General features: G+C 65.7%; 14 protein-coding genes and 1 tRNA gene. 10 read left to right on the top strand and 5 right to left on the bottom strand.

The genetic code is table 11. The annotated features are described in order from the left end of the window. Positions 1-18: 18 nt before the first annotated feature. Positions 19-4,308, top strand: coding sequence for a DNA-directed RNA polymerase subunit beta' (gene rpoC / locus AC3EC3_RS10260; protein ID WP_488489518.1), 4,290 nt, complete (start codon positions 19-21; stop codon positions 4,306-4,308). Positions 4,309-4,402: 94 nt separating this feature from the next. Here the strand turns inward: rpoC and AC3EC3_RS10255 are convergent, their stop codons facing one another. From AC3EC3_RS10255 to ispG, 3 genes are all read right to left on the bottom strand, one after another. Next, positions 4,403-4,942 (bottom strand): retropepsin-like aspartic protease family protein, encoded by a 540-nt coding sequence (locus AC3EC3_RS10255; protein ID WP_488489517.1) that lies wholly within the window; start codon positions 4,940-4,942, stop codon positions 4,403-4,405. 52 nt (positions 4,943-4,994) lie between these two features. Continuing rightward, positions 4,995-5,501, bottom strand: a complete 507-nt coding sequence (locus AC3EC3_RS10250; protein ID WP_488489516.1) for a hypothetical protein — start codon at positions 5,499-5,501, stop codon at positions 4,995-4,997. Between the two features lie 117 nt (positions 5,502-5,618). Beyond that, positions 5,619-6,758 carry a flavodoxin-dependent (E)-4-hydroxy-3-methylbut-2-enyl-diphosphate synthase gene (ispG, locus tag AC3EC3_RS10245; protein WP_488489515.1) on the bottom strand — a complete coding sequence of 380 codons (1,140 nt, stop codon included), beginning with the start codon at positions 6,756-6,758 and terminating at the stop codon, positions 5,619-5,621. An 89-nt stretch (positions 6,759-6,847) separates the two neighbouring features. Here ispG and AC3EC3_RS10240 point away from each other — a divergent pair, with 89 nt between their 5' ends. After that, the gene (locus tag AC3EC3_RS10240; protein ID WP_488489514.1) at positions 6,848-7,849 is read left to right on the top strand and encodes a zinc transporter ZntB; all 1,002 of its coding nucleotides are present in this window, start codon (positions 6,848-6,850) and stop codon (positions 7,847-7,849) included. A gap of 123 nt (positions 7,850-7,972) precedes the next feature. On the opposite strand, the gene AC3EC3_RS10235 is transcribed toward AC3EC3_RS10240, so the two are convergent. Beyond that, a tRNA-Gln gene (locus tag AC3EC3_RS10235) sits at positions 7,973-8,046 on the bottom strand. A 573-nt stretch (positions 8,047-8,619) separates the two neighbouring features. Here AC3EC3_RS10235 and AC3EC3_RS10230 point away from each other — a divergent pair. The 4 genes from AC3EC3_RS10230 (at position 8,620) to AC3EC3_RS10215 (ending at position 11,437) form a co-directional block, all read left to right on the top strand. Beyond that, a complete protein-coding gene (locus tag AC3EC3_RS10230; RefSeq protein ID WP_488489513.1) occupies positions 8,620-9,714 on the top strand; it encodes a Ppx/GppA phosphatase family protein in 1,095 nt (364 codons plus the stop codon). Next, positions 9,711-10,379: an RlmE family RNA methyltransferase gene (locus tag AC3EC3_RS10225; protein ID WP_488489512.1), complete on the top strand. Its 669-nt coding sequence runs from the start codon at positions 9,711-9,713 to the stop codon at positions 10,377-10,379. Before AC3EC3_RS10230 ends, AC3EC3_RS10225 begins: the two co-directional genes overlap by 4 nt. Continuing rightward, positions 10,337-10,933: an RBBP9/YdeN family alpha/beta hydrolase gene (locus tag AC3EC3_RS10220; RefSeq protein WP_488489511.1), complete on the top strand. Its 597-nt coding sequence runs from the start codon at positions 10,337-10,339 to the stop codon at positions 10,931-10,933. Before AC3EC3_RS10225 ends, AC3EC3_RS10220 begins: the two co-directional genes overlap by 43 nt. An 84-nt stretch (positions 10,934-11,017) precedes the next feature. Continuing rightward, positions 11,018-11,437 carry a hypothetical protein gene (locus AC3EC3_RS10215; RefSeq protein WP_488489510.1) on the top strand — a complete coding sequence of 140 codons (420 nt, stop codon included), beginning with the start codon at positions 11,018-11,020 and terminating at the stop codon, positions 11,435-11,437. A 12-nt stretch (positions 11,438-11,449) separates the two neighbouring features. On the opposite strand, the gene AC3EC3_RS10210 is transcribed toward AC3EC3_RS10215, so the two are convergent. After that, complete coding sequence (locus AC3EC3_RS10210; RefSeq protein WP_488489509.1) at positions 11,450-12,088, bottom strand: c-type cytochrome; 639 nt, start codon at positions 12,086-12,088, stop codon at positions 11,450-11,452. A 114-nt stretch (positions 12,089-12,202) separates the two neighbouring features. Here AC3EC3_RS10210 and AC3EC3_RS10205 point away from each other — a divergent pair, with 114 nt between their 5' ends. The 4 genes from AC3EC3_RS10205 (at position 12,203) to AC3EC3_RS10190 (ending at position 16,224) form a co-directional block, all read left to right on the top strand. Further along, on the top strand, positions 12,203-13,096 hold the full coding sequence (locus tag AC3EC3_RS10205) for a prephenate dehydratase (RefSeq protein ID WP_488489508.1): 894 nt from the start codon (positions 12,203-12,205) through the stop codon (positions 13,094-13,096). Positions 13,097-13,200: 104 nt separating this feature from the next. Beyond that, entirely contained in the window at positions 13,201-13,887 is a 687-nt protein-coding gene (locus tag AC3EC3_RS10200) for a hypothetical protein (RefSeq protein WP_488489507.1), read from the top strand. 10 nt (positions 13,888-13,897) lie between these two features. Beyond that, a complete protein-coding gene (locus tag AC3EC3_RS10195) occupies positions 13,898-15,235 on the top strand; it encodes a DUF4350 domain-containing protein (protein WP_488489506.1) in 1,338 nt (445 codons plus the stop codon). Further along, positions 15,232-16,224 carry an AAA family ATPase gene (locus AC3EC3_RS10190; protein ID WP_488489505.1) on the top strand — a complete coding sequence of 331 codons (993 nt, stop codon included), beginning with the start codon at positions 15,232-15,234 and terminating at the stop codon, positions 16,222-16,224. Before AC3EC3_RS10195 ends, AC3EC3_RS10190 begins: the two co-directional genes overlap by 4 nt. Positions 16,225-16,231: the final 7 nt, after the last annotated feature.

Genomic DNA, 16,231 nt, shown 5'->3' with positions numbered 1-16,231 from the left:
CCCCAGAGGGACTGAACTATGAACGACCTGACCAAGTTCACCAACCAGATGGCGAAGCCGGAAACCTTCGACCAGATCCAGATCGGTCTGGCGAGCCCCGAGCGTATCCGCTCCTGGTCCTTCGGCGAGATCAAGAAGCCGGAAACCATCAACTACCGCACGTTCAAGCCCGAGCGTGACGGCCTGTTCTGCGCGCGCATCTTCGGCCCCGTGAAGGACTACGAGTGCCTGTGCGGCAAGTACAAGCGCATGAAGTACAAGGGCGTCGTCTGCGAAAAGTGCGGCGTAGAAGTGACCGTGACCAAGGTGCGCCGCGAGCGCATGGGCCACATCGAACTGGCCGCGCCGGTTGCACACATCTGGTTCCTCAAGTCGCTGCCTTCGCGCATCGGCCTGCTGCTCGACATGCAGCTCAAGCTGCTTGAGCGCGTGCTGTACTTCGAATCGTACATCGTCACCGAGCCGGGCCTGACCCCGCTCGAAAAGTACCAGCTGCTGACCGAGGACGAGCTTCTCGACGCGCAGGACGAGTACGGTGAAGACGCGTTCTCCGCCGGGATCGGCGCCGAGGCCGTCAAGCACATGCTGATGAACCTCGACCTCGAGCAGGAGCGCGCTGACCTCCTGCAGGAGCTTGAGACCACCAAGTCGGAACTGAAGCCGAAGAAGATCATCAAGCGCCTGAAGGTCGTCGAATCGTTCATCGATTCGGGCAACCGTCCGGAATGGATGATCCTCGAAGTCGTGCCGGTCATCCCGCCCGAGCTGCGCCCGCTGGTGCCGCTGGACGGTGGCCGCTTCGCGACCTCGGACCTCAACGACCTGTACCGCCGCGTCATCAACCGCAACAACCGCCTCAAGCGCCTGATGGAGCTGCGCGCGCCCGACATCATCGTGCGCAACGAAAAGCGCATGCTGCAGGAAGCGGTCGACGCGCTGTTCGACAACGGTCGCCGTGGCCGCGTGATCACCGGTGCCAACAAGCGTCCGCTCAAGTCGCTGTCCGACATGCTCAAGGGCAAGCAGGGCCGCTTCCGCCAGAACCTTCTGGGCAAGCGCGTCGACTATTCGGGCCGTTCGGTCATCGTGACCGGCCCTGAGCTGAAGCTGCACCAGTGCGGTCTTCCCAAGAAGATGGCGCTCGAACTGTTCAAGCCGTTCATCTACGCCCGTCTGGACGCCAAGGGTCTGTCGATGACCCTGAAGCAGGCCAAGAAGTGGGTCGAGAAGGAGCGCAAGGAAGTCTGGGACATCCTCGACGAGGTGATCCGCGAGCACCCGGTCATGCTGAACCGCGCGCCCACGCTTCACCGTCTGGGCATCCAGGCGTTCGAGCCGGTCCTGATCGAAGGTAAGGCGATCCAGCTGCACCCGCTCGTCTGCTCGGCCTTCAACGCCGACTTCGACGGTGACCAGATGGCCGTCCACGTCCCGCTCTCGCTGGAAGCCCAGCTGGAAGCGCGCGTGCTGATGATGTCGACCAACAACATCCTCTCGCCCGCGAACGGCAAGCCGATCATCGTGCCGTCGCAGGACATGGTTCTGGGTCTCTACTACCTGACCATGGACCGCACCGGCGATCCGGGCGACGGCATGAAGTTCGCCGACATGGCCGAAGTCCATCAGGCGCTGCACGTCGGCGCCGTGACGCTGCACTCGAAGATCGAGGCGCGCGTGCCGCAGACCGACGAGAACGGCGAGCAGTACATGAAGCGCTTCGAGACCACGCCGGGTCGCATGCTGCTGGGCGAATGCCTGCCCAAGTCACACACCGTGCCCTTCGACGTCGTCAACAAGCTGCTGACGAAGAAGGACATCGGCGAGGTCATCGACCAAGTCTATCGTCACACCGGCCAGAAGGACACGGTGCTGTTCGCGGACGCCATCATGTCGCTGGGCTTCCGCCACGCGTTCCGTGCCGGCATCTCGTTCGGCAAGGACGACATGATCATCCCGGACAGCAAGGTGGCTCTCGTCAACGAGACCAAGGAGCTGGTGGCTGACTACGAGCAGCAGTACCAGGACGGTCTGATCACCCAGCAGGAAAAGTACAACAAGGTGATCGACGCCTGGAGCCGTTGCGGCGACCAGGTGGCGAACGCCATGATGGAAGAGCTGAAGGCGCAGCCGATCGACCCCGAAACGGGCCGCATGGCGCAGATCAACTCGATCTACATGATGAGCCACTCGGGTGCGCGTGGTTCTCCGGCGCAGATGAAGCAGCTGGGCGGTATGCGCGGCCTGATGGCCAAGCCTTCGGGCGAGATCATCGAGACGCCGATCATCTCGAACTTCAAGGAAGGTCTGACCGTTCTTGAATACTTCAACTCGACCCACGGCGCCCGTAAGGGTCTGGCCGATACCGCGCTCAAGACGGCAAACTCGGGTTACCTGACCCGCCGTCTGGTCGACGTGTCGCAGGACTGCGTCGTCGTGATCGAGGACTGCGGCACCGAACGCGCGCTGGAAATGCGCTCGATCGTGCAGGGCGGTTCGGTGATCGCCTCGCTGGGCGAGCGTATTCTGGGCCGCACCCTGGCCGAGGACATGCTGGCCAAGGACGGCAGCGTCGTCGCCGCCAAGGGTCAGCTCCTCGACGAGGCCGCCGTGGCCGCGATCGAGGCGACCGGCGCACAGGCTGCCCGCATCCGCTCGCCGCTGGTCTGCGAAGCGACCCAGGGCGTCTGTGGCAAGTGCTACGGCCGTGACCTTGCCCGCGGTACGCCGGTGAACATCGGTGAAGCTGTCGGCGTCATCGCCGCGCAGTCGATCGGTGAGCCGGGCACCCAGCTGACCATGCGTACCTTCCACATCGGTGGTGCGGCGCAGCTCAACGAAACCTCGCACCTCGAATCGCTGTGCGACGGTACGGTCGAGTACCGCGACATCCCGACGATCGTCGACAAGCGCGGTCGTCGCCTGTCGCTCGCCCGCAACGGCGAAGTCGTGGTGTTCGACGTCGAGGGTCGCGAGCGTGCGATCAGCCGCGTGCCTTACGGTACGGTGCTGCTCCACACCAACGGCGCGAAGGTGAAGGAAGGCGAACGCCTGGCAGAGTGGGATCCGTTCACCCTGCCGATCATCACCGAAACCGCCGGTGTCGTGAAGTATCAGGACCTGATCGACCAGCGCACGCTGACCGAGCATGTCGATGATGCTACCGGCATGTCCAGCCGTGTCGTCACCGAGGACCGTTCGAACCGTTCGAAGAAGAAGGAAGACCTGCGTCCGCGCATCACCCTTCTCGACGACGCTTCGGGTGAATCGGCGCGCTACATGCTGGCACCGGGCACCACGCTCTCGGTCGAGGACGGCCAGACGATCGAAGCGGGCGACATCATCGCGCGTGCTTCGCGCGAAGCTGCCAAGACCCGCGACATCACCGGTGGTCTGCCGCGCGTGGCCGAGCTGTTCGAGGCCCGCAAGCCGAAGGACAACTCGATCATCGCCAAGGTTTCGGGCCGCATCGAGTTCGTCCGCGACTACAAGGCCAAGCGCAAGATCGCGATCATTCCGGAAGAGGGTGATCCGATCGAGTACCTGATCCCCAAGAGCCGCGTGATCGACGTTCAGGAAGGCGACTTCGTCAAGAAGGGTGACAACCTGATCTCGGGTTCGCCCGATCCGCATGACATTCTGGAGGTCCTCGGCGTCGAGGCCCTGGCGGAATACCTCGTCGCGGAAATCCAGGAAGTCTACCGCTTGCAGGGCGTGAAGATCAACGACAAGCACATCGAGACGATCGTTCGTCAGATGCTGCAGAAGGTCGAGATCACGGCGGGTGGCGACACCACGCTGCTGCCGGGCGAGCAGGTCGACTACGAGGAAATGAACGAGATCAACAGCAAGCTTCCCGAGGGCAAGGTTCCCGCGGAAGGCAAGCCGGTGCTGCTGGGCATCACCAAGGCCTCGCTGCAGACCCGCTCGTTCATCTCGGCAGCCTCGTTCCAGGAGACCACCCGCGTGCTCACGCAGGCGGCCGTGGAAGGCAAGAAGGACTCGCTGATCGGTCTCAAGGAGAACGTCATCGTCGGTCGCCTCATCCCCGCCGGCACCGGCGCGGGCATGAACCGCGTCCGCGTGGCCGCCTCCAGCCGCGACGCGGCACTGCGCGCGGCTACCCGCCGCATGCAGGAGGCACTCATCGCCGCCAACACAGCGGAAGAAGAGCATGCCGCTGAACTGGCGCAGGGCCCCGAAGCCGCTCTCGGCAACGACCCGCTCGCCTCGGTCGAAGGCGCCACCCACGGCACCGACGCCGATGCCGGTGACTACCTGCTGAAGGGCGACGACGACGCAGCCGAGTAAGCTGCATCGTCTCCCCTGACGGGAAACCAACAAAAAGCCCCGCCGGAGCGATCCGGCGGGGCTTTTTCGTATCTGGAAGCTTCGGAAATGCCGGTCAATTGCCGCCCAGTTCCATGCGGTCGCCGTCAATATGCACGTTGCCCAGCTTCTCCAGCGCCGACTGCCCAAGCAGCGAGACCGGCAGGCCTTCGGGCACGATCACCGCTCCAATCCCCTGCGCCGAGACTTCACCCAATTCCACCCGGTCGAGCGTGACCGGCACGCCATAGACCGTGCCGCTGGCACCCTTGCCGATCGCCCGCACATCGCTGTCGCTCCACGACAGTCCAAGCCCGCGCGCATCGTCCCCGGTCAGCGCCACCACGCTGGCGCCGGTATCGACCAGCATATGCACCGGCTGCCCGTTGAGCGTCGCATCGGCGTAGAAATGCCCATCGGGCGCACGGGTGAGCGTGGTGCCCTCGCCGCCCCACCCGGAGGCCGCCTGAGCGGGTGGCTGCGTAGTCGCGAGGTCCGATGTTGAGGAAGCGCTCGGCAAGGCCTCAGGCGCGCTCGCGCCGCCCTTGAGCCCGGGCGCCAGCCAGACGATCACGCCAAGACTGGCGACCAGTACGAGGATGGGGGCAATACGCATGCCCGCAAGGCTACGCGCGAGGGTTTAAGCGGCGGTAAACCGAGGAAGGAGGCTATCTGGCGGTTTTCGCCGAAGTTAGCGGCGCGGTTCGATACAGGTTGTAGGCATCACCGCCTCTACTACGTTCTGGCTGAACACTCAGGATCAGGCGATCCGGTTCGGCGCGAAGCCAGACGAGACGGCAATATTCCTCGTGCCCCTCCGGCGTGGTGCACAATTGCGCCGAAGAACCATTACCCTGAATGCGCCAGTGCCCATGATATACCCGGTAGGCTCGCGCACAGATCCCTTCCTCCCAGCTGCCGTCGGGATAAAAGCGCTCTTCGGGCGCGCACCCGCCTACATACGTGGGATTCAGCTGGACATCGGGCGCGATAGCCGACTCATCGAGCAGCAGCCGCTTTCCCGATATATGGCTTTCAATCTGCGCGGCATTCAAGGTGGCGCGTGCCGGATCATCGAGCTTGATATTGAGCGGAAACGGCTCTGAAGCCGCAACGGACGCCATGCAAACGCTGGCGACCAGCACACTGCCCAGAACCCATCCCGCACGCCGCATCACCGTCTCCTTGGCGACAGCATGACGCCGCCAAGCGGCTTGTGCAATATCAGCCTGTCCGGGGCGGCGGCAGTATTCCCGACAGGTCGGGATCACCGCCACACCCTGCGATGCCCCCTACTCCGCCGCCTGTGCGCTCGCCAGCGCGGCGGCTTCTTCAGCGGCTTCCATCTCGGCGGCCTTGGTCTCCACCAGCGAGACGATGTGCTCCAGCATGGCTTCGTCGTTCACGGTGTGGTCGGTCACGCCCGACAGGTACACCATGTGCTTGCCGTTGCCGCCGCCGGTGAGCCCGATGTCGGTCTCGCGCGCCTCGCCGGGGCCGTTGACCACGCAGCCGAGCACCGAGAGCGAGATCGGCGTCTTGATGTGCTGGAGCCGCGATTCGAGCGCTTCCACCGTGCGGATCACGTCGAAGCCCTGCCGCGCGCAGCTGGGGCACGAGACGACGCGAACGCCGCGCGTGCGCAGGCCCAGCGTCTTGAGCATCTCGAAGCCGACGCGCACTTCCTCTTCCGGCTCTGCCGAAAGCGAGACGCGCAAGGTGTCGCCGATGCCAGACCACAGCAGCATGCCCATGCCGATCGAGGACTTCACGGTGCCGCCGATCAGTCCCCCCGCTTCGGTGATGCCCAGATGCAGCGGGCAGTCCACCGCGTCCGCCAGACCCTGATAGGCCGCGACCGCGAGAAACACGTCGGAGGCCTTCACCGCCACCTTGAACTCGTGGAAATCGTGATCCTGCAACAGTTTGATATGATCGAGCGCCGATTCGACCAGCGCCTCGGGGCAGGGCTCGCCATACTTTTCGAGCAGGTCGCGCTCAAGGCTGCCCGCGTTCACGCCGATGCGGATCGCACAGCCGTTGGCCTTGGCCGCGCGCACCACTTCGGCCACGCGCTCGGCCGAGCCGATGTTGCCGGGATTGATGCGCAGGCACGCCGCGCCCGCGTCCGCCGCTTCGAGCGCGCGCTTGTAGTGGAAATGGATGTCCGCGATCAGCGGCACCCGCGCCGCCTTGACGATCTGGCGAAAGGCAGTGGTGCTCTCCACGTCCGGGCATGAGACGCGGATCAGGTCCGCGCCCGCATCCTCGCAGCGGCGGATCTGGTCGATCGTCGCCACCGCATCGGTGGTGGGCGTGTTGGTCATGGTCTGGACCGTGATCGGGGCATCCCCGCCGACGGGAACGCTGCCGACCATGATCTGGCGGCTCTTGCGGCGCTCGATATCGCGCCAGGGACGTACGGATGACATGCGCCCCCTATAGGCGCTTGGCGTGACGGTTTGAAGCACGATTGATTGAGGAGGCGCGCAATTTGCGGCATGGCGGGCGCATGTTCGACATGACTCTTGCTGACGACGACCATGGCGCCCTGCCCCTGCTGTTCGGGCGCGTGCTCGATGGCGAAGGCGGCGCGCGTCCACTGAACTGGGAAGAGGTCCAGCACTGGCGCCCCGGCGTGGAGGGCGAGACCTTGTGGATTCACCTGCTGCGCACGCATCCCGGCGTCGCCCACTGGCTGGAGCACACGCTGGGCGTTTCGGAGCCGACCGCCGAACTGCTCACCAGCGATTCGACGCGCCCGCGCGCCTTTCGCGAAGGCGATGCGCTGGTGGCAACGCTGCGGGGCATCAACTTCAACCCCGGCGCCGAGCCGGAGGACATGCTCTCGATGCAGCTGTGGAGCGATGGCAAGCGCGTGGTCACGCTGCGCCGCCTGCCGCTTCAGACCCCGCGCATGGCCTGCAACGATCTCGATGCCGGACGCGGTGCGGTCGATGCGGGCGCGCTCGTCACCCAGCTGACCGAGCATCTGGTGGACCGCATGAGCCACTCGATCATCGACATGAACGAGGTGATCGACGAGATGGAAGATACCCCGGTCGATCAGGATACCGATGGGCTGCTCGACAAGATCGCCAGCATCCGGCGCAACTGCCTTGCGCTCAAGCGCCACATGTCGCCCCAGCACGAGGCGCTTCAGGCGATCGCCAACGGCGCGCCCGCGTGGTTCGAGCAGCATGACCGGCGCGAGATCGCCGAGACCATCGCCCGCCTGCGCCGCTATCTCGACGATCTGGACATCAGCAAGGAAAGCGCCGTCGTGCTGCAGGACGACATCCGCGCCCGCGCCGCCGCCAACTCACAAAAGACGCAGTATCTGCTGGCAATCATGGCGGGCATCTTCCTGCCACTGAGCTTCCTCACCGGCCTGCTCGGCATCAACGTCAGCGACATCCCGCTGGCGCACGAGGGCGATCACGGGTTCTGGGTGATCTGCGGGCTGTGCATGGCGCTGCTCGGTCTGGAACTGGCGATCCTGCGCAAGCTGAAGTGGTTCTGAGCCAAACGCAGGCCCCGGCCCGAACGCGACGCGATAACCTTGTGCGGAACCGTGCATGTCCACGCCTGACGAACAACCTTCAGGCGAGGCGTCATAGCTTTTTATCAGCGATATCAGGAAAACTGGATGCCCCGCGAGGATTCGAACCTCGATAGACGGAATCAGAATCCGTAGTCTTACCATTAGACGACGGGGCATCGGAGGGCCGCCCTCTAGGCGGGCTCTCGATTCGGGTCAAGCCGTCTTTTTCATATTCTGGCGATGAACTTGCGCGATGTCCCGCAGCCGTCTAGCATCGTCTCACATTATCCGCCCGCGAGGCGGTCACGATTACAGACGAGATTGATACGATGGCGGAGCACGATCCGCCGGCAGCGAAAGTCGATGTGTCCGGACGCAGTTCCAAGCGTCGCCGGGCGCGCAAGGGTAGAGGCCGCAGGGGCGCAACACGCACCGCAGGCCCAGGCAAGCCAGTTTCCGACGCGGAACCGCAAGGTATTTCAGCGCAGGAAGCCCGCGAAACTCCGCAAGGAGACACCGCGCGTGCTAGCCGATCCCGCAAGACCAACGCCGAGCCGCGCGAAGACAAGGCAGGAAATCGCAGACGGCCTCCGCGTGACGCAGGCCGGGAGGGCGCCCATGAATCCGGGGCGCGTGAATCCAGTGGTGGCGAGTCCGGTGGTCGTACAAAGCGCGGACGAGCGGGCGAAGGCCGATCTTCTCCTTCACGTCGCGGCGGCAGGTCGGAAGCCGTCAGGCAAGAAGCTTTGGTGCCTGCCGCCTCCCCTCCACCGCGCGTACCGGGCGGCGGCGGGCGACAGGCCTATGCCGCCATCGATCTTGGCACCAACAACTGCCGCCTGCTGATCGCGCGTCCTTCGGGCGAGAACTTCACGGTGATCGACGCTTTCAGCCGGGTCGTCAGACTAGGCGAGGGGCTGGCCCAAAGCGGCGAACTGTCCGAAGCGGCGATGGATCGCACGCTGGCCGCGCTCAAGGTCTGTGCCGACAAGCTGATGCGGCGCAACGTCTATCTCGCCCGCTCGGTCGCGACCGAGGCGTGTCGCCGTGCGAGCAACGGGCGCGCCTTCATCGAGCGCGTGCGCGCCGAGACCGGCATCCATCTCGACATCATCAGCGCACGCGAGGAAGCACGCCTTGCCGTGTTGGGCTGCCATGTCCTGCTGGAAGAAGGCATGGGGCCCGCGATGATCTTCGATATCGGCGGCGGCTCGACGGAGCTAGTGCTGATCGAGAGCACCGATACCGTGCCGCGCATCCTCGATTGGCAGTCGGTCCCCTGGGGCGTCGTCTCGCTGACCGAAAGCTGCGAGGGCGAGGGGCAGACCGCCGAAGACCGCCTGCGTCGCTATACCCGCATGCGTGAAATCGTGACCGAAAGTTTCTCGGGCTTCAATCGCCGCATCGCGCCAGCCCGGGAAGGGGCTGCCGAAGACGGGCCGTTGCGCCTGCTCGGCACCAGTGGGACGGTGACGACGCTCGCCAGCCTGCATCTGGAACTGGCGCAGTACGATCGCCGCATGGTCGATGGGCTGGTGGTTCCGGCCGAATCGATGCGGGCGATCTGCTCGCGCCTGTCGACCATGCCCATCGAGGAGCGGCGCGAGTTGAACTGCATCGGTCGCGAGCGCGCCGATCTGGTGGTGGCGGGCTGCGCGATCCTTGATACCATCCTCGACCTCTGGCCCGCCGCAAGGCTGGGCGTGGCGGATCGCGGCATTCGCGAGGGCATCCTGCGCAGTCTGATGGCCGCGCATGGTCCCGGCACCGACTACGGCGCTTCCCTTTCGGCAGGCGCCCCGAACATTTCACAGGAGGCATCGGCCCCGATGAGCAAGTCATGACCCGGTCCGGCCGCGATCCCAAGGAGCGGTTGCGCACGGCCAAGAAGCGCACCACCAGTTCGGCCCGCTGGCTCACCCGCCAGCTGAACGACCCCTACGTCAAGCAGGCCAAGGCCGACGGCTATCGCAGCCGCGCGGCCTACAAGCTGGTCGAACTGGACGAGAAGTTCGGCCTGCTGAAAGGCTGCGAACGCGTGGTCGATCTCGGCATCGCGCCGGGGGGCTGGAGTCAGGTCGTGCGCATGAAGAGCCCCAAGGCGAAAGTCGTGGGCATCGATCTGCTGCCGACCGACCCGATCGAGGGCGTCACCATCTTCGAGATGGACTTCATGGCGGACGAGGCCCCCGCAGCCCTCGAAGGCGCGCTGGATGGCCCGCCCGACCTTGTGCTGTCGGACATGGCAGCGAACACGGTGGGCCACAAGCAGACCGACCACTTGCGCACGATGGGGCTGGTCGAGACGGCGGCGGATTTCGCGATCCAGTACCTGGCACCCGGCGGCACGTTCGTTGCCAAGGTCTTTGCCGGTGGCACCGATACCGAACTGCTGAACATCCTGAAGCGCAACTTCGCCAGCGTGAAGCACGCCAAGCCGCCTGCGAGCCGCAAGGACTCCTCGGAATGGTACGTGATCGCGAAGGGCTTCAAGGGCCGCGCGGCGTGAGTCTGCTGCCGGACTTTCCCGATCTGCCGCTGCTGGTGTTGCCCGGCTATGGCGGGTCCGGTCCGGCCCACTGGCAATCGCACTGGCAGAAGCTGGACCCGGCGATCCGTCGCTTTGCGCCGCCCAGTTGGGATGCGCCGAAGCTGGAGGAATGGATTGTCGCACTCGACGAGGCGGTTGCCGGGTTCGAGCGGCCCTGCCTGCTGATTGCGCACAGCCTTGCCTGTCCGCTCGTCGCACACTGGAGCCAGCGCCCGCACGCGCCGGTGGCGGGCGCGTTTCTGGTCGCGCCGCCGGATACAACGGGACCGCGCTTTCCGGCAGAGGCTGCCGAGTTCAAGGGCGCGCCCGACCTGCCGTTGGGATTCCCGGCAATGCTGCTCGCCAGCCGTGACGATCCTTACGCCTCGCTCGACCATGCCCACGAGCGGGCGGGGCACTGGGGTGCCGAGTTCGTCGATGCGGGTACGCTCGGCCACATCAACGCCGACAGCGCGCTGGGTGACTGGCCGCAAGGCCGGGCCCTGCTGGAGCGTTTTGTCACAGGGATCTGAGGGCTGTTTGTGGGAATCCGGGCCTTTGTCGGGCCCCACGCTATTCGAGTTGTCAGAAAAACCGGAAAGCCTCAGTATTGGGCGATGGCGCAATACCCCCCGTCCCGATACAGGCTGCTGAAGCAGTCATTGCTTGCGCATGGTCTCGGATTGCTGGCCGTCGGGATGATCGGTGCGCATGGTGTAGACCTGCTCGCAGCGGGCGCTGCCTTTTTGATCGGCACGATGCTGTCCCTGCCGTGGCTGAGCGTATTGCTGTTGGTTATCTGGCGGGCAGGGCGATGGCTGGACGCTCATGTTCTAGTCTTCGCTATTGCCGGACCGCTGATCGTCTGTGCCAGTTGGTACTTGTTGGTCGGCTGGGAAATGCTGGATGTGGTGGCAACTTCGACCGCCGTTTCGGCCGGAGCCATCCTGGTTTATCGCGCACTGCGCCTCGTCCAGCCAGTGCTGATACGACCCCGCATGAGGCGCGATGCGAGAAACAGCCAACCTATCCCCTGAAACGCCGCCGCATCACGGCCTGCTCGCCTCCGGCTTGGCCTCCGCTGCATCGCTGGCTCCGTCCGAAGGCGCATCGCTCGTAGCCCCGACGGCTCCTGCATCCGCTTTCGCGCCTTCCTTGGGCGGCGGCGGGAGCGGCAGATTGGAGCCTTGTGAATTGAGGTAGACGATCACGTTCGCGCGATCTTCAGCGCTGGAAAGCCCTGCGAAGGTCATCTTGGTGCCGGGCGCGAAGGCCTTGGGGCTTTTCAGCCAGTCGTTGAGCTTGTCGAACGTCCAGGTGCCGCCGACCTTCTTGATCGCATCGGAAAAGGCAAAGCCGCCCACGCCCTGACCGATCGCCTCGCCCACCACGCCGTGCAGGTTGGGGCCGATGCTGTTGCCGCCGCCGGGCGTGATCGTGTGGCACGAGGCGCATTTGGCAAAGGTCGCCTGCCCCTTGGCGGGATCAGCAGCGGCGAGCAGCGTTGCCAGCGGTACTTCCGCCGCGCCTTCGCCTTCCTCGACGACGCCCGCGATCGCATAGCCCATCACTTTGGGCCGTTCGGGCTTGTCGGCATGGAAATAGCGATCGCTCACGGCGTTGAGACCCAGCCCGACGATTCCGGCGAGCAGCGTCCATCCCGCAATGGTGTTGAAACGGTCGTCCATCAGAACCCCGCCTGTTCAGTTATTCCTCTCCGTTGGCAAGGGTGTAGGGGGGGGCGGTCAGGCGTGCAAGAGAGATTGCGCCGGGAACGGCGGGGCATTAAGCGCGCATTCGTCATGCATTCCTATCCTCAGCCCGCTCTGGCGCTCGTCGCCGACATGGAAGCCGCCGCCGCTACCGATCCCGCCCGCGCCATGGCGCTGCAGGGCGCGCCCGGTTGCAACGGCCATCGCGCTGCGCTCGAATACGATCCGCAGTGCCTCCCGCTGCCGTGCTTCAGCTTCGAGGATGCGCTGGATGCCGTGAAGGAAGGCCGTGCCGCGCGCGCGCTGATCCCGATCGAGAATTCGCAGCACGGGCGGGTGGCCGATATCCACTTCCTGCTGCCCGAAAGCGGGCTCTATATTACCGGCGAATACTTCCTGCCGATCTCCTATGCGCTGATGGCGCTGTCGGACGGGCCGTTCTCGGCGGCCTACAGCCACCCGCAGGCGCTGGGCCAGACGCGGCACTATCTGCGCAATCGCGGGATCGTGCCGATGGCCTATGCCGATACCGCGGGCGCTGCCGCCTACGTCAAGGAGATGGGCGATCTCAAGGCCTGCGCGATCTCGCCGCGCATCGCCGCCGAACTCTATGGCCTCAAGATCCTCGACGAGGGGATCGAGGACGCGGCGGACAACACCACGCGCTTCGTCGCGCTGGCCAACAAGCCGCTCGATGCCGCCGAACTGGTGGGTGTTCCCGCAATGACCACGCTGGTCTTCGAGGTGCGCAACGTGCCCGCCGCGCTTTACAAGGCGCTGGGCGGCATGGCGACCAACGGCATCAACATGACAAAGCTGGAAAGCTACCAGAAGGGCGCGAGCTTCTCTGCGACGCGGTTCTATGCCGATATCGTCGGCGCGCCGGGCGAGGCTGCCGTCGATCTGGCGCTGGAGGAACTGGCGTTCCACTGCAAGGATCTGCGCATTCTGGGCACGTACCCGCAGGCACGCGTCCGGGGCTGATCGCCGCCTCTTCTCCTGGCGATGATCTCCCAGCGGAGAGGGTGACGGAATTGTCATGATCGCAGCGGCTTGCGCCCTGTCGCGGGCCGTGCAATCACCCTTGTGTGACGATAAGCGGGGGCCAGATTTCGGGACAACAGGCGGCAGGCGATGCCGCCCGTGCATGGCAATCCGTGCGCGACAACACGGACCTGCAATTCACCCCGCTCCCGCCCATCGCGAAGACCCAGCACCACACGCTGGAGTGGCTGATGCGGCAGCTGGAGAGCCTGTTCGCGCCGATCGGTCGGCTGATCGAAGCGATATTCGCTCCCCTTGCCCGGCTTCTCGGCATGTCCTGGCCCGCGTTCAAGTGGCTGCTGATCGGGCTTGCCGCGCTGCTCGCCGCCTTCATCCTGTGGCAGATCGCCAGGGGCATCTTCGAGCGCCGCCGCAAGGGAACCGCACCTGAGGCCGATGTCTGGACGCCGGATCAGGCGGAAGCCGAGGCGCTGCTCTCCGATGCCGAGAAACTGGCCACCGAGGGGCGCTTCGCCGAGGCCGTGCATCTTCTCCTGCGCCGCAGCGTCCAGCAGATCGCGCGCAGTCGCCCCAAATGGATCGCCCCTGCCAGCACCGCGCGCGAGATCGCCGCGCTGCCGATGCTGCCCGAGGGCGGTCGCCGCGCTTTCGGCGAAATCGCGCGGCGGGTGGAACGCAGCCGTTATGCCCTGCGCGATCTGAGCGATGATGACTGGCAGGCGGCCCGCGCCGCCTATGCCGATTTCGCGCGTGTAGGATTGCCGTCATGATGGGGGCATCATGAGAAGCGATGCGCTTCACGCCGCGCCGGTTCCGGTGGGCGCCGATCCCTTCTCGCGCCGCGCGGTATTTCTGCTGCTGGGGCTCGGCACCGCGCTGTTCGTGCTGCTGCTCTGGCTGGTCGGGACAGGGCTTGGCTCGGGCTCGACCAACGATGGGCAGGCGCACGTCGAAGGGCGCGGGCTCAACGGCTATGCGGCGATGGCGCAATATCTGGAAGCGCGCGGCTACACCGTGGTGCGCAGCCAGAACAAGGGCAACCTTGCAAAGCCCGGCCTGCTGGTGCTGACCCCGCCCGCCGATGCCAAGGGCAAGGACATCGACAAGATCGTCGCGCAGCGCCGTCATATCGGCCCCACGCTGATCATTGCACCCAAGTGGCAGGCGATGGAGGCGCGCAAGATGCAGGGCGGCTGGCGCGTCAAGCGCGGCTGGGTCCGCCTGGGCGGTTTCGGCCTGCCGCAGTGGGACGGCTTCCTCGACCAGATCGGGGTCGAACTGAACCCGGCAAGGCCCGGCGCACGCTGGAGCGCGAAGAACCTTTCCGCACCGCTTGCCGCCCCTCGTATCGTGGAATCGGGCGCCGGCACGGGCCTCGTTCGGCTGGTTGCCGGCGCCGGTGATCGGTACACGCTGGCAGGTTTCATGGACGATGGCGGCTCCTGGCCCGGCCTCGAAGCCATGGCGCTCGACCGCGTGCTGCATTCGGGCGAGGCGAAAGACCTGCAACCCGTCTTGCTCGTGTTCGAGCCGGACCTGCTCGACAATTACGGCTTTGCGCATGTCCAGAACGCCCAACTGGCCGAAGCGCTGGTGCAGGCCAGCGGGGTAGCGCCGGGCGGTACAGTCACGTTCGACATGACGCTCAACGGTTATGGGCGCACGCAGAACCTGCTGACACTGGCGTTCGAGCCGCCGTTCCTCGCCGCCACGCTCTGCCTGCTGATGGCGGCCGGGTTGATCGGCTGGCGCGCGCTGTTGCGCTTCGGCCCGCCGCTGACCGCCACGCGCCCGCTCGCGTTCGGCAAACGGGCGCTGGTGGTGAATACGGCAGGGATGATCCGCCGCTCGCGCCGCCTGCACCTGCTGGGCAGGCCTTATGCCGAGCGGATGCGCCGCCGCCTTGCCAACGACCTTGGCCTGCGCCTCTCCGATCCCGCCACGACCGATGCGATGATCGATGCCGCGCTGGTCGCGAAAGGCGCTGCAGACGACGGGCAGACCTCCGACACGCCCTTTTCCGACGCCGTAGCCCACCTTGAAGGTGCGCGCGGCGATCATGCCATCCTCAGCGCCGCGCGCGCGATCCACGCGCTCGAAAGGACGATCCTGCGATGACCGAGACCGACACTTCCCCGCTGCCCGATGCTTTTTCGCTGCCGGACGTGGCGCGCCTTGCCGATGCGATCCGCTCCGAAATCGCCAAGGGCGTGATCGGGCAGGCGGATGTCGTCGAACACCTGCTGATCGCGCTGATGGCACGCGGGCACGTGCTGCTCGAAGGGCCACCGGGCACCGCCAAGACCTTCCTGTCGCAGTGCTTCGCAGCCACGCTGGGCCTCGATTTCGGGCGCATCCAGTTCACGCCGGACCTGATGCCGGGCGATATTCTCGGCTCCAACCTGTTCAACTTCCAGACCAGCCAGTTCACGCTGACGCGCGGGCCGATCTTCTGCGACCTGCTGCTGGCCGACGAGATCAACCGCACGCCGCCCAAGACACAGGCCGCGCTGCTCGAAGCCATGCAGGAGCGCCGCGTCACGCTGGACGGCGAACGCCACGCGCTGCCCGAGCACTTCCTCGTCGTCGCCACGCAGAACCCGATCGAGAGCCAGGGCGTCTATCCGCTGCCCGAGGCCCAACTGGACCGTTTCCTGTTCAAGCTGGCCGTGCCCTACCCCTCGCTGGAGGAAGAAGCGCGGATCGTCGCGCGCTACAGCGAGAATCGCGGCGCGCCCACGCCTGCCGAACTCGGCATCCGGAGCGTCGTCACTCCGGCGCTGCTCGATGCCGCCACGCGCGCGGTTTCGTCGGTGACGCTGGCGGACAGCGTGACCGATTACGTGGTGCGGCTGGTGCGCGCAACCCGCGAGAGCGCGGATCTGGTCGTTGGCGCCAGCCCGCGCTCCGCCGTGCTGCTGGCCGCAGCAGCGCGCGCCCGCGCCGCGCTCGATGGCCGTGATTACGTGGTGCCCGACGATGTGAAGGCGCTGGCGGGCGCCGTGCTGCGCCATCGTCTGACGCTGAGCCCGGCTGCCGAGATCGAGGGGCGTCAGGTCGAGGATATCGTCGCCCGGCTGGTCGAACAGACCGCAGCGCCGCGCTGAGGCAGGG

The organism is Novosphingobium sp. BAM6 (genome assembly GCF_057784955.1).
Note: the sequence above shows the minus strand (reverse complement) of the source record. Positions and strands in the feature narration are given on the sequence as shown.

Bases quoted from the DNA above. Each gene is read 5' to 3' on its own strand.
- rpoC (WP_488489518.1), top strand. From the start codon at position 19: ATGAACGACCTGACCAAGTTCACCAACCAGATGGCGAAGCCGGAAACC.
- AC3EC3_RS10255 (WP_488489517.1), bottom strand. From the start codon at position 4,942: ATGCGTATTGCCCCCATCCTCGTACTGGTCGCCAGTCTTGGCGTGATC.
- AC3EC3_RS10250 (WP_488489516.1), bottom strand. From the start codon at position 5,501: ATGCGGCGTGCGGGATGGGTTCTGGGCAGTGTGCTGGTCGCCAGCGTT.
- ispG (WP_488489515.1), bottom strand. From the start codon at position 6,758: ATGTCATCCGTACGTCCCTGGCGCGATATCGAGCGCCGCAAGAGCCGC.
- AC3EC3_RS10240 (WP_488489514.1), top strand. From the start codon at position 6,848: ATGACTCTTGCTGACGACGACCATGGCGCCCTGCCCCTGCTGTTCGGG.
- AC3EC3_RS10225 (WP_488489512.1), top strand. From the start codon at position 9,711: ATGACCCGGTCCGGCCGCGATCCCAAGGAGCGGTTGCGCACGGCCAAG.
- AC3EC3_RS10220 (WP_488489511.1), top strand. From the start codon at position 10,337: ATGGTACGTGATCGCGAAGGGCTTCAAGGGCCGCGCGGCGTGAGTCTG.
- AC3EC3_RS10215 (WP_488489510.1), top strand. From the start codon at position 11,018: ATGGCGCAATACCCCCCGTCCCGATACAGGCTGCTGAAGCAGTCATTG.
- AC3EC3_RS10210 (WP_488489509.1), bottom strand. From the start codon at position 12,088: ATGGACGACCGTTTCAACACCATTGCGGGATGGACGCTGCTCGCCGGA.
- AC3EC3_RS10205 (WP_488489508.1), top strand. From the start codon at position 12,203: ATGCATTCCTATCCTCAGCCCGCTCTGGCGCTCGTCGCCGACATGGAA.
- AC3EC3_RS10195 (WP_488489506.1), top strand. From the start codon at position 13,898: ATGAGAAGCGATGCGCTTCACGCCGCGCCGGTTCCGGTGGGCGCCGAT.
- AC3EC3_RS10190 (WP_488489505.1), top strand. From the start codon at position 15,232: ATGACCGAGACCGACACTTCCCCGCTGCCCGATGCTTTTTCGCTGCCG.